The organism is Arthrobacter sp. SAFR-044, from assembly GCF_051965175.1.
GTDB lineage: Bacteria > Actinomycetota > Actinomycetes > Actinomycetales > Micrococcaceae > Arthrobacter.
The window spans coordinates 1-16,683 of record NZ_JBQCMK010000016.1 but is presented as its reverse complement, the minus strand read 5'-3'; the positions used below and the strand labels follow the sequence as shown (position 1 = coordinate 16,683).

The following is a 16,683-nucleotide window of genomic DNA, read 5'->3' as shown; positions in this document are numbered from 1 at the left end:
CGCCCGATTTTTTTCGGGTCAGTAGACTGGTATGCAGATTCAGTCAGCACAATCAAGGGTGGAACATCATGGCCAACAATGGTCGCCGATCGGTTAAAGCGAAGAAGGGCCCAACCGTCGGAACCGGTGGCCATGGCCGCAAGGCCCTCGAGGGCAAGGGTCCCACGCCCAAGGCCGAGGACCGTGTGTACCACAAGGCGCACAAGGCCAGGCAACTTTCCGAACGGTCCGCAGCAAAGCGCGGGACCGGTGCCCGCAGTGCCGGCGCCGCCAAGTCCGGTCCCAAGGGCCGCGCCACCGAGGAAGTAGTCACGGGGCGCAACTCCGTGGTCGAGGCACTCCGCGCCGGCATCCCGGCGAAGGCCCTCCACGTCGCCATCCGCATCGAAATGGATGACCGGGTCAAGGAATCCCTGAAGCTCGCCGCCGAACGGGGTATTCCGCTGCTGGAAACGGGCAAACCTGAGCTGGACCGGATGACGGATGACGCCGTCCACCAGGGCCTGGTGCTGCAGATCCCGCCCTACGAGTACCAGGACGCCTACGAACTGGCCGAGGAAACCGTGGACAAGTGGAAGAAGGGGCACATTGCCAACGCGCCGCTCTTCGTGGCCTTGGACGGCATCACGGACCCCCGGAACCTGGGTGCGATCATCCGCTCCGTCTCCGCCTTCAGCGGCCACGGCGTCATCGTGCCCGAACGCCGTTCCGTCGGCGTTACCGCCTCGGCCTGGAAAACCAGCGCCGGTGCCGCCGTCCGCGTGCCCGTGGCCCGAGCCTCCAACCTGAACAACGCGCTGAAGCAGTTCAAGAACATGGGCATCTACGTCCTGGGGCTCGACGGCGACGGCGACGTTTCGCTGCCTGACCTCACCCTGGCCACCGAACCGGTGTGCATCGTGGTGGGCTCGGAAGGGAAGGGCCTGAGCCGCCTCGTCCGGGAAAACTGCGACCAGACCGTCTCCATCCCCATCGACTCCGCCATGGAGTCCCTGAACGCCTCGATGGCCGTGGGCATCTCGCTGTACGAGGTTTCCCGCCAGCGAGCGGCGCGATAGCTCCGCCAACCCGTAACCTGCGGGGGTTCCTGGCGCCACAACGGGCGTATTGGCTTGTCAAGTGCCGTTGGCCGCTACTATTTAGGTGATGGTCATGCCGCTTTTCGACACCGAATCCACCATGGACGCCTCCTCTGCCGTTCCCCTCGGTGTCAGCGTCCCGCGCGCTGATTCGGGCGGTACCCGCCACCATGCCGGTGGACGCGCCAATGTTGCCTGCTTTGCCCCTGCCGTGGCCAGCCTGGACATCGTCTACTGCCCTCCCGGGGGCCAATGGCGGGTCCAGAGCCTGCCCAACGTCAGCAAGGGGGTCCACCACGGCATCGTGGAGGACCTGCCGTACGGGTCGCGCTACGGCTTCCGCCCGACGTCGGACGCCAAGCCACTGCCCCCGGTCCTTCCGGCAGGCAACGGCTCCGCCGGCCAGCCCCTGCTGCTGGACCCGTACGGCAGGGGAGTGGACCAGCGCGACGGCTTCCTCACCAGCGTCCGGACCGCCGTCGACTTCGCCTGGGAAGCTGACGAACCGCTGCATCTTCCCTGGCGGAACACCATCATCTATGAAGCGCATGTCCGCGGCCAGAGCATGCTCCACCCCGACGTGCCGGAAGAATTGAGGGGCACCTACGCCGGCCTGGCACACCCCGCCGTTGTGGAACACCTCACAGGCCTGGGCATCACTTCCGTCCAGCTCCTGCCCGTCCACTTCCACATTGATGAGCCGCATCTGCAAGACCTGGGGCTCAGCAACTACTGGGGGTACAACACGGCCGCATTCTTTGCCCCGCACCCCGGGTACGCCACCCGGGCGGCCCAGGAAGCGGGCGCGCAGGCGGTCCAGGACGAATTCAAGGCGATGGTCAAGGCGCTGCACGCCGCCGGGCTGGAGGTCATCCTCGATGTGGTGTACAACCACACGGCCGAGGGCGGAGTGGATGGACCCCTCCTAAGCTTCAAGGGCCTGGGGGAGGACACGTACTACCGGGTGGACGGCTACGGCAAGTACGTCGACACCACCGGCTGCGGCAACACGCTGAACTTCGCTGAGCCGCGGGTAGTCCAGCTGGTGACTGACTCGATGCGGTACTGGGTGGATGAATTCCACATCGACGGCTTCCGCTTCGACCTGGCCGTCTCGATGTGCCGGAACGCGGCGAACGAATTCGACCCCCGGCACCCATTCCTCACTGCCGTCGCCGCCGATCCTGTCCTGTCCGCGGCAAAACTGATCGCCGAACCATGGGACATTGGCTACGGCGGCTGGCAGACGGGCCGGTTCCCCCGGGGATGGGTGGACTGGAACGACCACTTCCGCGACGCGGTCCGGACCTTCTGGGTGGCGGACAGGGCGGCCATTGATTCCGGCGGGCACGGCGGGCCCATGGCCAAACTCGCCGATGCCCTCTCCGGCTCTGCGGGCCTCTTCCAGGCGTCCGGCCGCTCGCGCCTGGCGTCGGTCAATTTTGTCACCGCCCATGACGGCTTCACCATGAACGACCTCGTGTCCTATGACCGCAAGCACAACGAGGACAACGGCGAAGAGAACAGGGACGGGCACGGGGACAACCGGAGCTACAACCACGGCGTGGAGGGTCCTACCGAGAACAGCGTGATCCTGGCACAGCGCGCGCAGTCGCGGCGCAACCTGATGGCGTCGCTGATGGTTTCGCTCGGAGTTCCCATGATCACGGCGGGCGATGAGATGGCAAGGACCCAGCACGGGAACAACAACGCCTACTGCCAGGACAACGCCGTTACCTGGCTGGACTGGACACTGACGCCGGCGGCGCACGAGATGCTGCGCAGCACCAAACGGTACATCCGGCTGCGCAAGGAGTTCCTGGCCGCCCAGCCGCACGACTTCCCGGTCCGGGACGAGCAATCCTATCTCTACTGGTTCGACCAGGACGGCCAGCCCATGTCTGCCGACCGCTGGAACGATCCGCGCCACCGCGTCATGCAGCTCCTGCTGGGTGACGACGGCGGTGACCTGGCAGGCCTCGTGGTGGTAAACGGGGGCGCCACGGACGCGCAGGTCATCCTGCCGGACGCCGGAAGGCAGGCCCCCAGCCTGTTCGAGCTCCGGCTGACCACCTCGCCGCGCCACAAAGAACGGCAGGGCATCCAGGTGGCCTCGGGCGAAACCGACCTTGCGGAAGCCAACTCGATCAGCATCTACCGCACCTGAAACAAGCACCATCAACGATCAGCACAACCAGCCGGCAGGTACCCCAAATGCGCAACCGCTCCATCATTCCCTTGCTCATCACCACATTGGTGGTGCTGGCCATGGTGGCGTTCGGCGGGGCCGGGATACTGGGCCAGCAGACGGAAAGTGCGACGCCGGGAACGGCTTCCAGCCAAACGTCCACTCCGGGCGGCGCGGCTGCGTCCGGGCCGGCGAAGCAGCCTGCGCCGCACCGGGCGGCCAACCCGTCCAGCCTGGCGGAGATCAGGGAATCCGCGCTCCCGGTGGAGGGCCGCCGGGTGCTGGCGCTGATCCGCGAGGGCGGCCCCTTCCAGTACGGCCAGGATGACCAGGTGTTCGGCAACTTCGAGCGCGTCCTGCCGGTCCGGGACCGCGGCTACTACCGCGAATACACGGTCCCCACCCCTGGGGAATTGGACCGGGGTGCGCGGCGCATCGTGGCAGGAAACGGCGGCGAGAAGTATTACACCGGGGACCATTACGGAACGTTCAAGTACATAGTGGAAGGCAGCTAGCACAAGCATGAGAATCTTCTCCGGCGACACCTGGACCCTCGAAGAACTGCAGGAACAGGTGGCCGATGCCGGGCGCCGCAGCGTGGTGGTCCCGCCGGCGGACAGCAAGCGCGCCGTCCTGGAAACCTTTGGTGAGGTCCTGGACTTCCCCGAGCACTACGGCGTGAACCTCGACGCACTGAACGACTCGCTCCACGACTTCGCGGACAGCGTCACCGAGAACGGGAACCCGCCGGTGACGGTCCTGTGGCAGGTGGCCGCGCCCTTCCGCAGCGACCGGTCGTTCGGGATCATCTGCGAAATCCTGCAGGACGCAGAACGGTATGCAGGCAAGGACCTGGCCGTCACCGCTGTGTTGCTCTAAACCAGCCTCCCTCGGAGGGCAGCCTCCCCTGGAAGGCAGTGGCACAGCTAGGTTTTCGGGCGTTCCTCGTGTGACACGTAGGTGTCCAACAACGCGGAGGCCCTGCCGCCGTCGTCCTCCGCCGCAAGGCCCTTCCGCATGCTCTCCGCCTTTTGCCGCCCGGCCGGGAACGGCGGAAGCAGCGGGATCTCAGGGTCGGTCAGGACCTCAATCACCACCGGGCAGTCGGCGGCGAAGGCCTGGTCCCAGGCGTCGCCCACCAGTTCCGGGTCCTCCACGCGGATTCCCTTAAGCCCCAGCAGGTCCGCGTAGCCGGCGAAGGGAAAATCGGGCAGTTCCTGGCTGGCGGCAAACCGCGGCTCGGCCTCCGATTCACGCTGCTCCCATGTGACCTCGGTCAGCTCCCGGTTGTTGAAGACGCACACCACGAACCGTGGGTCCTGCCACTGCCGCCAGCGGTGCGCCACGGTTACCAGCTCCGCGATGCCCGCCATCTGCATGGCGCCGTCCCCGGCGAGGGCCACCAGTGGCCGGTCCGGGTGTGCCAGCTTGGCGGCAATTCCGTAGGGAATGGAGCAGCCCATGCTTGCCAGCGTTCCGGACAGATGCGCGGGGACTCCCGTGGGCAGCACCAGCTGGCGGGCGTACCAGTAGACACAGCTTCCGACGTCGACACTCACCTGGGCGTTGCCGGGCAGGCGGCCGTTGAGCTCCCGGACCACCCGCTCCGGGTTGACGGGGGCAGCGGGCACGGCCGCCCGGTCGGCCGCGAGGATACGCCAGTTGCTGACCTCCCCTTCAACATCCGAGCGCCACTGGGTGCGCGGCCGGGGCTCCAGCCTCTGGTTCAAGGCGTCCAGGGCTGATGCCGCGTCGCCGGCCAGGCCTACCTCCACCGGGTAGCGGTTGCCGATCTTCTTTTCATCGATATCGATTTGCACGGCACGGGCGGCCCCGGGCGGCGGATAGAACTCCGTCCAGGGATCATTGGAGCCCACGATGAGGAGGGCGTCGCAGTTGCCCAGCAGGTGCGCACTGGCGGTGGTGCCCAGATGTCCCATGGTTCCCACGGCAAAGGGCAGGTTCTCGTCCACATACGGCTTGCCCAGGAGACTGGTGGCGATGCCGGCCCCAAGCTTCTCCGCCACGGCAACCACTTCCTTGGCGGCGTGCCTGGCTCCCTGGCCCACCAGCAGCGCCACGCGTTCCGCGGAGTTAAGGAGGGCGGCGGCAGCGGCCAGGTCCTCCTCGCGCGGGCTCTTGGCCGCGGCGCTCCAGGACGGAGCGGTGACCACGATGCCATGCTGCTGCTCCAGCTCAGGTGCGGGCGCGGACTGGACATCGTGCGGGATGATGACCACGCAGGGGGAGGAAGTGGCCTTCGCCGTCCGGAAGGCACGGTCCAGCACCATCGGCACCTGCTCCGGCGCGCTGATGAGCTGCACGAACTCTGCTGCGACGTCCTTGAACAACGCAGGCAGGTCGATTTCCTGCATGTAGGCGGACCCCAGCACGGTGCGGCTCTGCTGCCCCACGATGGCCACTACCGGCACGCCGTCCAACTTTGCGTCGTACAACCCGTTGAGCAGGTGGACGGCGCCGGGGCCCTGGGTGGACGTCACCACCCCCACCCCGCCGGTGTATTTCGCATGGCCCACGGCCATGAACGCCGCCGATTCCTCATGCCGGGCCTGGACGAACTCAACCTGCCCCTCCGCGCGGCCCTCAGTCCGGCGGAGGGCGCCCATGAAGCCGTTGATGCCATCCCCGCTGTAGCCGAAGACCCGGTTCACACCCCACGTGGTGAGGCGCTCCACAATCACATCGGCCACCGTACGTTCGGTCATTGAACCCTCCTGGTCGGGTACTGCTGCCTGCCAGGAGCCGTACCCATGAGGCCGGTGGCTAAGCGTTGACGATCAGTCCGAGCTCAGCCTTGGAGGCCAGGGCGTCATGCCGGGGCAGGACGCGGACTGTGTAGCCGAACGGTCCGGAGCGGTCGATGACCAGGGAACCGCTGAACAGGTGGCGCCCGTTACCCAGGTCCTCCTTTACCTGGAGCTCCATCATGGTGATGTCGGCCAGGGCGTCGTTCTCCTCGGCCCTGCCGTAGGCCACCTCAACGCAGACATCCTCCGGAGTGAGCGCGTTCAGCGCCACGTAGGCGTTGACCTGCAGCGTGTCGCCGATCTGCGGATCCTCGGATACGCCCACCGAATCCACGTGCTCCACGTGGACCTGGGGCCAGGCGCCGCGCACCCTGGCCGTCCAGGACGCCAGCGCGCGGGCCTGGGCGTAGGAGTTGGCGGTGGCGCTGCGGCCCGCTTCCGCTGCCGGGCGGTACAGGATGTTCACGTAGTCGCGGAGCATCCGCTCCGCGGAGACGGCCGGCCCGAGGTGCGAGAGGGTGTGCTTGATCATCGACACCCAGTGGGTGGGCACCTTCTCGCTCCGCGTGGTCGAGGGGCCGGCAGCGCCTGCACCTTCGGACACCGTGCTGCCGTAGAAGCGCGGGGCCACCTGCGTTTCCAGGAGCTCGTACAGCGCTGCGGCCTCGATGTCGTCCCGTTCCTCGGGGGAAGCGTCGTTGTTGGCCGTGGGAATCGCCCAGCCGTTCTCGCCGTCGTACATCTCATCCCACCATCCGTCCAGGACGGACAGGTTCAGCGATCCGTTCAGGGCCGCCTTCATGCCGGACGTGCCGCAGGCCTCAAGCGGACGCAGCGGGTTGTTCAGCCACACGTCGCAGCCCGGGAACAGGGTCCGGGCCATGGCGATGTCATAGTTCGGCAGGAACGCGATCCGGTGCCGTACTTCCGGATCGTCGGTGAAGCGCACCAGGTCCTGGATCATCTTCTTCCCGGCGTCATCCGCGGGGTGGGACTTCCCGGCGATGACCAGCTGGATGGGGTGCTCCTTGTGCAGGAGCAGTGCCTTCAGCCGCGCCGGTTCGCGCAGCATCAGCGTGAGCCGCTTATAGGTGGGCACGCGGCGGGCAAAGCCGATGGTGAGGACATCCGGGTCCAGGACGTTGTCGGTCCAGCCGAGCTCGGCGTCAGCCGCGCCGCGCTTCTTCCAGGCTGCGCGCAGCCTGCGGCGGACGTCCTCCACGAGGGCAGCGCGCATCTCGCGGCGCAGAGCCCAGACATCGGCGTCGCTGACGTTGTAGGCCAGGTCCCATTTGCCCAGCGCTTCGGCCTCGCTGCCGAACTGGTCGCGGGCCAGCTTGGAAATGCGGCTGTCCACCCAAGTGGGCACGTGCACGCCGTTGGTGACGGAGGTGATGGGCACCTCGGAGTGGTCGAAGCCTGGCCAGAGGGCGGAGAACATGCCGCGTGACACTTCACCGTGGAGTTTGGCCACGCCGTTGGCGCGCTGGGCGAGGCGCAGGCCCATGACCGCCATGTTGAAGACGGCCGGGTTTCCGTCCGCGTAATTTTCCCTGCCCAGTTCCAGGATCCTGTCCACCGGCACCTCGGGAGCCAGTCCCGCCTGGAAGAAGTGGCTGATCTGGTTGATTTCGAACCTGTCGATGCCGGCCGGCACCGGCGTGTGCGTGGTGAACACAGTGGAGGCGCGCCCGGCGGCCAGTGCTTCATCGAAGGTCAGGGCCTGTTCCCCGGACATCAGTTCCTGGATGCGTTCGATCCCAAGGAACCCCGCGTGGCCTTCGTTGGTGTGGAAGACCTCGGGCGCGGCGCAGCCTGTCAGCTTCTGGAAGGCGCGCAGGGCCTTGACCCCGCCCATCCCGAGCAGGAGTTCCTGCTGCAGCCGGTGGTCGCCGCCGCCGCCGTACAGCCGGTCCGTGATGCTGCGGGCGGCGTCGTCATTGCCCGGCACGTTGGAGTCCAAAAGGAGCAGGGGGACGCGTCCGACGTCGGCACGCCAGATGTGTGCCAGCAGCCGCCTGCCGTTGGGCAGGGGGAGGGAGATTTGCACGGCCTTGCCGTTGCCGTCGGGGGACGGCTCCCGGAGCAGGGTCAGCGGCAGGCCGTCAGGGTCCAGGACTGGGTAGGTCTCCTGCTGCCACGCGTCACGGGACAGTGATTGCTTGAAATAGCCCGCCTGGTACAGCAGGCCCACGCCGATCAGGGGCACGCCCAGGTCCGAGGCAGCCTTCAGGTGGTCGCCGGCAAGGATGCCCAGGCCGCCGGAATACTGGGGGAGGACCTCGGTAATGCCGAACTCGGGCGAGAAGTACGCAATGGAGGCGGGCGCATCCGGGCCCAGGCCCTGGTACCAGCGCGGCTCCTGGAGGTACCGGTCAAGGTCCTGCTCCGCGGCGCGCACCCGTTCCACTACCGACTGGTCGGCGGCGAGCTGCTGGAATTCCTCCCGGCTGACCATGCCCAGGAACCCGATGGGGTCCTGCCCGCTTTCCTCCCACAGGCGCGGGTTCAGCCCGGCGAAAAGCTCGCGGGTGGGGCGGTGCCAGGACCACCGCAAATTGCTGGCCAGCCTGGCCAAAGGCCGAATGGGTTCGGGGAGGACTGTACGGACCGTAAACCTGCGGATTGCCTTCACCTGCGTCACACTAACCGACAACATGCGCTGCCGGAACCAGCTTTCGGTTTCTTTTGGGTAAATGACAGGGGCATGAAGAAATTAGGCCGCGGCACGGCGTTTTTAGTGAGCAGGCTTAGCAATCCGGGTCATTTCTCGCTAACGTCGAGCCTGTGACGACTAACTCAGGAACCAGTGCCGCATCCACCAAAATGCCCCAGCGCAGTATCACCGAGGACCTGCGGTTCGGGCGTTTTCCGATTACCGCCGTGCAGCCCGTCGTCGAGGGCGGCAAGTTTCCGGCCAAGGCCCTGCCCGGTGAAGCCATCGTGGTGGGCGCCACTGCCTTCCGGGAAGGGCATGACCAGCTCGGCGTCAGCGCCGTGCTCCTCGACCCCTCCGGTGCCGAGCGCCAGCGCGTGCGGCTTGCGCCGCCCCGCGGGGAACGGGGCATGGGCACGGACCGCTGGGAAGGCGTGCTCACGCCGTCGGAGACGGGGAACTGGTCCTTTGTCATCGAAGCCTGGCACGACCGCTACGGCACCTGGCACCACAATGCCGAGGTAAAGATCGATGCCGGCGTCGACGTCGAACTCATGCTTGCCGAAGGTGCCAAACTGCTGCGCGAAGCATCCGGGGAGGACTTCCGCAGCGACTGGGACAAAGGCGTCCTCCGGGGCGCGGCCGACAAACTGGCTGACCAATCCCTCAGCACGGAGGAGCGGCTGGCCGCCGGATTCGGGCACGACGTCGCCGGCGTTGTGGCACACCAGCCCATCCGGGAACTTGTCACCGTATCCGAGAAGTACCCCCTCCTGGTGGAGCGCGACCGGGCCGGTCGGGGCGCCTGGTACGAGTTCTTCCCGCGGTCCGAGGGTGCAGTCAAGAACCACGACACCGGCGAGTGGACGTCGGGCAACTTCCGGACCGCGGCAAAGCGGTTGGACGCCGTGGCAGCAATGGGCTTCGATGTCCTCTACATGCCGCCCATCCACCCCATCGGCGTGCAGTTCCGCAAGGGACCCAACAACACCCTGGTGGCCGGTCCCAACGATCCCGGCTCACCCTGGGCCATCGGAGCGAAGGAAGGCGGCCACGACGCCATCCACCCCGACCTCGGATCGTTCGAGGACTTCGACGCCTTCGTGGCCCGCGCCAACGAACTGGGCCTGGAAGTAGCCCTGGACCTCGCGCTCCAGGCGGCCCCGGACCACCCGTGGGTGCAGTCCCATCCGGAATGGTTCACCACGCGGGTGGACGGCAGTATTGCGTACGCGGAAAACCCGCCAAAGAAGTACCAGGACATCTATCCGCTCAATTTCGATAACGACCCGGAAGGGCTTTCCCGGGAAATCCTGCGAATTGTGCTGCTGTGGGTCAGCCACGGCGTAAAGATTTTCCGGGTGGATAACCCGCATACCAAACCAGTGTGGTTCTGGGAATGGCTTATCGCGGAAGTCGAAAAAGCAGCACCTGGCGTAGTTTTCCTGGCCGAAGCCTTTACCCGCCCCGCCATGATGCACGCGCTGGGCCGGGCAGGCTTCCAGCAGTCCTACACCTACTTCACGTGGCGCAACACCAAGAAGGAAATCGAGACCTATTTCGAGGAAGTCAGCCACGAATCCCCGGCGTTCTTCCGCCCCAACTTCTTCGTGAATACTCCGGACATCCTCACGGAGTACCTGCAGTACGGCGGACCGGCGGCGTTCCGGATCAGGGCCGTCCTGGCCTCCACCGGAAGCCCGCTGTGGGGCGTCTATGCCGGCTACGAACTGTACGAGCACGTGGCCCGGCCCGGCGCCGAGGAGTACATCGACAACGAGAAGTTCGAGTACAAGCACCGTGACTGGGACGCCGCAGCCGAGTCAGGGCGTTCGCTGGCCCCGTACATCACCCGGCTGAACCACATCCGGCGCGACCACCCTGCGCTGCTGGACCTGCAGAACCTGACGGTCCACCAAAGCACTGACGCCTCCACCGTGGTCTACTCGAAGCACAAGACCCTCCCTGACGGGTCCAAGGACACCATCATTGTGGTGGTCAACGTGGACCCGCACGTCACCAAGGAATGCAGCGTGGCCCTGGACCTGGCGGCCCTGGAGCTGGACCCGCAGGACATCACGCCGGGCGGCGGCTTCTATGTGGACGACCTCATCACCGGCCAAAGCTGGGAGTGGGGCGAATACAACTACGTGCGGCTTGATCCGCATGTGGAGCCCGCGCACATCCTGAGCGTGAGGAGAATGCATCAGTGAGTTTTAACCCGCAAAGTTCCGGCCACTTCACTCCCAAGAGCACGTTCGAGCTAAATGCGCCTGGCCTTCAGCATGACCCTTTGTGGTACCGGAAGGCAGTGTTCTACGAAGTACTTGTCAGGGCTTTTGCGGATGCCAACGGCGATGGGTCCGGGGATTTCTCCGGACTCATCGACCGGTTGGACTACCTGCAGTGGCTGGGCGTGGATTGCCTCTGGCTGCCACCGTTCTTCCAGTCGCCGCTGCGGGACGGCGGCTACGACATCTCCGACTACAACTCGGTCCTGGACGAGTTCGGCACCATCAGCGACTTCAAGCGGCTCGTAGCAGAAGCCCATGCCCGCGGCGTCCGGGTGATCATCGACCTCCCCCTGAACCACACCTCTGACCAGCACCCGTGGTTCCAGGAATCGCGGAAGGAACCTGACGGGCCCTTCGGTGACTTCTACGTCTGGAGTGACACCGACGAAAAGTACCAGGACGCCCGCATCATCTTCGTTGACACCGAGGAATCGAACTGGACCTTCGATCCCATCCGCCGGCAGTTCTTCTGGCACCGGTTCTTCAGCCACCAGCCGGACCTGAATTTCGAAAACCCCAAGGTGATCGACGCCGTCTTCGACGTGGTCCGGTTCTGGCTGGACCAGGGGATTGACGGTTTCCGGGCGGATGCCATTCCCTACCTCTACGAGGAGGAGGGCACCAACTGCGAAAACCTTCCGGCCACCCACGAGTTCCTCCGCAGGCTGCGGGAAATGGTGGATGAAAGCTACCCCGGCCGCGTGATCATCGCCGAAGCAAACCAGCCGCCCAACGAGGTGGTGGAATACTTCGGCACCGTTGATGAACCCGAGTGCCACATGGCGTTCCACTTCCCCATCATGCCCCGCCTGTACTACGCGCTGCGCGACCAAAAGGCTGCGCCCATCATCGAAACCATGCGCGACACCCCGGACATCCCCGAGGGCGCACAGTGGGGCACGTTCCTCCGCAACCACGACGAGCTGACCCTGGAAATGGTCACCGCCGATGAGCGTGCGGCCATGCTGGGCTGGTACGCCCCGGACCCGCGCATGCGCGCCAACATCGGCATCCGCCGCCGGCTGGCACCCCTGCTCGATAACTCACGGGCCGAAATCGAACTGATCAACGCGCTCCTGCTCTCGCTTCCGGGCAGCCCGTTCCTCTATTACGGGGATGAGATCGGCATGGGCGACAACATCTGGCTCGAGGACCGCGACGCCGTCCGCACCCCCATGCAGTGGAACCCGGACCGGAACGCAGGTTTCTCCCACGCCGATCCCGGCAAGCTGTACCTGCCGCCCATCCAGTCCCTGGTGTACAACTACGCCATGGCCAACGTGGAGGCTGAAGCTGCCCATTCCGGGTCCCTGCTGCGCTGGACCCGGCAGATCCTCAGTGTCCGCAAGAACCACCCGGCGTTCGGGCTCGGCGGCTTCAAGCATGTGGAAGCAGACCACGACGCCGTCCTGGCGTACCTGCGTGAGCTGCCGGACAGCAATCCGGCCGGCGCCAACGGGGAAATCATCCTGTGCGCCTTCAACCTCTCCCAGCACCCGGTCGCAGCCACCCTGCGGATCCCCGAATATGCCGGAAGGGGACTCCGCGACGTGTTTGGCGGACAGGTCTTCCCCGGCATCGGCGACGACGGGACCCTCACCCTGACCCTCGGAAGCCACGATTTCTTCTGGCTTCGGATGCGCTCGGCGGGGTCCAACCCATCGTCGCCCTACACCCAGGCCATGCCAATCCTGTCGATAGAGAACTGAGATGAACCAGCCAATCCTCACTCCCGCCCTTACCGCGCTGCTCAAGGAATGGCTGCCGCAGCAGCGTTGGTTCCCGGTCAAAACCCCCGACTTCGCCATCTCCCAGGCCGGCAGCCTGGGGCTGGCGGACCCCAGCGGACACGCGGCGCTGGCCGTGTTCCTCCTCAACGTCGCCACCCAGCGGCCCGACGGCGGTCAGCGCACCGCCGTCGTCCAGGTTCCCTTGAGCTTCCGGCCGGCGCCGGCCGGGGGCATGGAGCGTGCCCTGGTGGGCGAGGCGGCCGGAATGGATCCCACCCGCCCTTGGGTTTACGACGCCGTTCACGACCCCGACTTCGTGGGCGCCTGGCTGGAGCTCATCCGGCAGGAGGGGAAAGCGGACAGCGGCACCGCGACGGGCTTCCGCGTGGAGGGGCTGTACCGCCTGCCCACCGCGAAGGGCGTTGTGAAGGTGCTCTCCGGTGAGCAGTCCAACAGTTCCGTCATTGTGGACGACGGCGAGTCGGCGGCCATGGTGAAATTCTTCCGCGTCCTTTCGGACGGGACCAACCCGGAAATTGAAGTGGGGGCTGCCCTAACCAAGGCAGGAACTTCGGAAGTCCCTGCCACCCTTGGCTGGGTCAGGGGTGAGTGGCTGGGGCACGGCAACCATGCCTCCTCCGGCTCCGGCCACGGTACCCGGTACGTCCAGGGCGAGCTTGCGGTGGCCCATGAATTCCTCGCCGGTGGCCGTGATGCCTGGCGGCTGGCGGTGGACGCCGCCCGCTCGGGCACTGACTTCACAGCAGAGGCCAGGGCCCTTGGCGCCGCGACCGCCACGGTGCACAAGCGCCTGGCGGAGGCTCTGGGGCAGTCGGCCGGCCCTGGACCCGGCAAGGGACCAGGACCTGCTGTTGCCCAACGTGTCCGGACCGCCTGGGCAGAAGCGCGTGCCGCCGTCGGACCTTACGACGACGCCCTGGACGCCCTGCTCGCGAACCTGGACAAGGCCCCCGCCGGGCCGCTGCAGCGGATTCATGGCGACCTCCACCTGGGCCAGATCCTCCAGGTCACAGGCCAGTCCGGCGACGAGTCGCGCTGGGCCATCCTGGACTTCGAGGGCGAGCCCCTGAGGCCCATCGCCGAACGTAACGTCCCGGACGTGCCCCTGCGCGACGTCGTCGGGATGCTGCGGTCCTTCGACTACGCCGCTGGAGCAGCCCAGCGCGAGCAGGAGGGTGCGCAGGTCCCGGACAGCTGGGTTGACGACTGTGCCGATGCCTTCCTGGCAGGGTATGCCGGGGTCATTCCCGGAACGGTGGACCGAACCTCACCGCTGTTTGTGGCATTGTGGCTGGACAAGGCACTGTACGAAGTTGTTTATGAAATGCGAAACAGGCCCGACTGGGTGGCGATTCCAGTAAACGCCTCCAGGCGGCTCCTGGGCAGCAACGGTGCCGGCGACTCCGCCGGTGCAGCATCGGAAGGTAACGAAATGACAGGCTCAGCACGAACTGACCGCCCGGGGGTGCCCCTGCACGTGGATGAAGGCACCCTGGGCAGGATCGCCAACGGTGAACACCACGCCCCCCACTCCGTCCTGGGCGCCCACCTGGACGACTACGGGCATGTCACCATCCGCACCGTGAAGCACCTCGCCGAAGCAGTCACCGTGGTCACGCAGGCCGGTGAAGTTCCCATGGAACACGAGGCCCACGGCGTATGGGTTGCCGTCCTGGAACCGCTGGAGCAGGGACACGTTCCCGACTACCGGCTCGCGGTTACCTACCCCGGCAAGGACCCGGTGACCATTGACGAGCCCTACCGCTACCTGCCCACAGTGGGCGAAGTGGACCTCCACCTCATCGGTGAAGGCCGGCACGAGAAACTGTGGCAGGTGCTCGGCGCGCACGTCAGGCATTACAAGTCAACGCTGGGGGACGTCAACGGTGTCTCCTTCGCCGTGTGGGCCCCCAACGCCCAAGCCGTCCGCATCAAGGGCGACTTCAACGCCTGGGACGGACGGGAAAACTCCATGCGTTCACTGGGATCCTCCGGTGTTTGGGAAGTCTTCATTCCCGGCGTGGCCGCAGGGGCCTGCTACAAGTTCGAGATCCTGACCCGCGGCGGCTACTGGGTTGAAAAGGCCGACCCGCTGGCATTCGGCACCGAGGTGCCCCCGCTGACTGCCTCCAGGGTGGTGGAGCCGTCCTACGCCTTCAAGGACGATGAATGGATGGAAACGCGTGCCAAGCGCGACCCCCACAACTCGGCCATGAGCGTCTACGAAGTGCACCTCGGGTCGTGGCGCCTGGGCCTGGGCTACCGCGAACTCGCCCAGGAACTGGTGGAGTACGTCAAATGGCTCGGGTTCACGCACGTGGAATTCATGCCCGTAGCGGAGCACCCGTTCGGCGGTTCCTGGGGCTACCAGGTCACGTCCTACTTCGCACCCACCTCCCGTTTCGGGCACCCTGACGAGTTCCGCTACTTGGTGGACTCCCTGCACCAGGCCGGGATCGGGGTCCTGCTGGACTGGGTACCCGCGCACTTCCCGAAGGATTCCTGGGCGCTGGCCAGGTTCGACGGCGAGCCCCTCTACGAACACTCCGACCCGGCCCTTGGGGAACATCCCGACTGGGGCACCCTGATCTTCGACTTCGGCCGCACCGAGGTCCGGAACTTCCTTGTGGCCAACGCACTGTATTGGCTGGAGGAATTCCACATCGATGGCCTGCGCGTGGACGCGGTCGCCTCCATGCTCTACCTCGACTACTCACGCCAGGAAGGCCAGTGGCGGCCCAACCGCTTTGGCGGCAGGGAGAACCTCGAAGCCATCTCCTTCCTGCAGGAAGTGAACGCCACCGTCTACAAGACCCACCCCGGTGCCGTCATGATCGCGGAAGAATCCACGGCGTTCCCGGGCGTTACCGCTCCCACGAGCCACGGCGGCCTGGGCTTCGGCCTGAAGTGGAACATGGGCTGGATGCATGATTCCCTCAAGTACATCTCCGAGGACCCCTACAACCGCAGGTGGCACCACGGCACGGTGACGTTCTCCCTGGTCTATGCCTTCACGGAGAACTTCCTGCTGCCCATCAGCCACGATGAAGTTGTCCACGGCAAGGGCTCGATGCTCCGCAAGATGCCCGGTGACCGCTGGCAGCAGCTGGCCAACCTTCGCGCCTTCTTTGCCTACCAGTGGGCGCATCCGGGCAAGCAGCTCATCTTCATGGGCACCGAGTTTGGCCAGGAAGCCGAGTGGTCCGAACAGCACGGCCTGGACTGGTGGCTCGCGGACATCCCTGCCCACAAGGGACTCCAGCTGCTGACCAAGGACCTCAACGAGCTGTACGCAGCTACTCCGGCCCTGTATTCGCAGGACAACGTCCCTGCCGGCTTCCAGTGGATCAATGGAGGAGACGCGGACCGAAACGTCCTGTCCTTCATCAGGTGGGACGCCGACGGCAATCCGATTGTCTGCGCCATCAACTTCTCCGGTGCCCCGCATGTGGGCTACACCCTGGGAGTCCCCACGGCCGGGGCCTGGACCGAGGTCCTGAACACCGACCACACCACGTACGGGGGATCCGGTGTGCTGAACGACGGCGCATTGAAGGCAACAGACGAAGGACAGGACGGCCAGCCGGCGACGCTGACTGTCACGCTGCCTCCGCTCGGCGCGGCCTACTTCAAGCCGGGAGCATCAACGGCCGGCTGATCTCACCGCCCGTGTCCACGAAGGCGCGGAATCCGCGGGATTCCGGGCCTTTCGGCTGCCGGCGGCGGGTTACTTTGGGGTGGACTGGCGATCCCGGAAGAGTGGTGGTACAGTTTATTTCCGCGCTGCTCCACGGAGTCAGACGGAAAACCGATCCCCCAAGCTTACGCTGAGGATGGTCGCGGATGCCGGTTTGACACGCACGAAGCCAGCGGGTAAGTTTGAAAAGTTGCTCCGGAGCGATCCTGAACGAGGGTTTGGGTGGTGCCGGGTGTGTCTGTTGTTTGAG

The 16,683-nt window shown here is 65.9% G+C and carries 9 protein-coding genes; 7 read left to right on the top strand and 2 right to left on the bottom strand.

Annotation, left to right across the window (positions count from 1 at the left end; genetic code table 11):
* Nucleotides 1–68: 68 nt before the first annotated feature.
* The 4 genes from rlmB to ACTHQS_RS18940 all read left to right on the top strand — a co-directional run bounded on the left by rlmB (nucleotide 69) and on the right by ACTHQS_RS18940 (nucleotide 4,146).
* Nucleotides 69–1,058 carry a 23S rRNA (guanosine(2251)-2'-O)-methyltransferase RlmB gene (rlmB, locus tag ACTHQS_RS18955; RefSeq protein ID WP_440171968.1) on the top strand — a complete coding sequence of 330 codons (990 nt, stop codon included), beginning with the start codon at nucleotides 69–71 and terminating at the stop codon, nucleotides 1,056–1,058.
* Between the two features lie 88 nt (nucleotides 1,059–1,146).
* Nucleotides 1,147–3,246, top strand: coding sequence for a glycogen debranching protein GlgX (gene glgX / locus ACTHQS_RS18950; protein WP_440171966.1), 2,100 nt, complete (start codon nucleotides 1,147–1,149; stop codon nucleotides 3,244–3,246).
* Nucleotides 3,247–3,293: 47 nt separating this feature from the next.
* Nucleotides 3,294–3,782 (top strand): ribonuclease domain-containing protein, encoded by a 489-nt coding sequence (locus tag ACTHQS_RS18945; RefSeq protein WP_440171964.1) that lies wholly within the window; start codon nucleotides 3,294–3,296, stop codon nucleotides 3,780–3,782.
* A gap of 7 nt (nucleotides 3,783–3,789) precedes the next feature.
* The gene (locus ACTHQS_RS18940; protein WP_440171962.1) at nucleotides 3,790–4,146 is read left to right on the top strand and encodes a barstar family protein; all 357 of its coding nucleotides are present in this window, start codon (nucleotides 3,790–3,792) and stop codon (nucleotides 4,144–4,146) included.
* A gap of 47 nt (nucleotides 4,147–4,193) precedes the next feature.
* On the opposite strand, the gene ACTHQS_RS18935 is transcribed toward ACTHQS_RS18940, so the two are convergent.
* Together ACTHQS_RS18935 and glgP are read right to left on the bottom strand one after the other, a co-directional pair.
* A complete protein-coding gene (locus tag ACTHQS_RS18935; protein ID WP_440171960.1) occupies nucleotides 4,194–5,993 on the bottom strand; it encodes a thiamine pyrophosphate-requiring protein in 1,800 nt (599 codons plus the stop codon).
* Nucleotides 5,994–6,051: 58 nt separating this feature from the next.
* Nucleotides 6,052–8,670 (bottom strand): alpha-glucan family phosphorylase, encoded by a 2,619-nt coding sequence (glgP, locus tag ACTHQS_RS18930; protein ID WP_440171958.1) that lies wholly within the window; start codon nucleotides 8,668–8,670, stop codon nucleotides 6,052–6,054.
* Nucleotides 8,671–8,861: 191 nt separating this feature from the next.
* Between glgP and ACTHQS_RS18925 the strand changes: the two genes are divergently transcribed.
* The 3 genes from ACTHQS_RS18925 to ACTHQS_RS18915 are packed head-to-tail and all read left to right on the top strand — an operon-like array spanning nucleotide 8,862 to nucleotide 16,394.
* Entirely contained in the window at nucleotides 8,862–10,904 is a 2,043-nt protein-coding gene (locus ACTHQS_RS18925; protein ID WP_440172084.1) for an alpha-1,4-glucan--maltose-1-phosphate maltosyltransferase, read from the top strand.
* A complete protein-coding gene (gene treS / locus ACTHQS_RS18920) occupies nucleotides 10,901–12,694 on the top strand; it encodes a maltose alpha-D-glucosyltransferase (protein ID WP_440171956.1) in 1,794 nt (597 codons plus the stop codon). Before ACTHQS_RS18925 ends, treS begins: the two co-directional genes overlap by 4 nt.
* Nucleotide 12,695: 1 nt before the next feature.
* Nucleotides 12,696–16,394, top strand: coding sequence for a 1,4-alpha-glucan branching enzyme (locus tag ACTHQS_RS18915; RefSeq protein WP_440171954.1), 3,699 nt, complete (start codon nucleotides 12,696–12,698; stop codon nucleotides 16,392–16,394).
* Nucleotides 16,395–16,683: the final 289 nt, after the last annotated feature.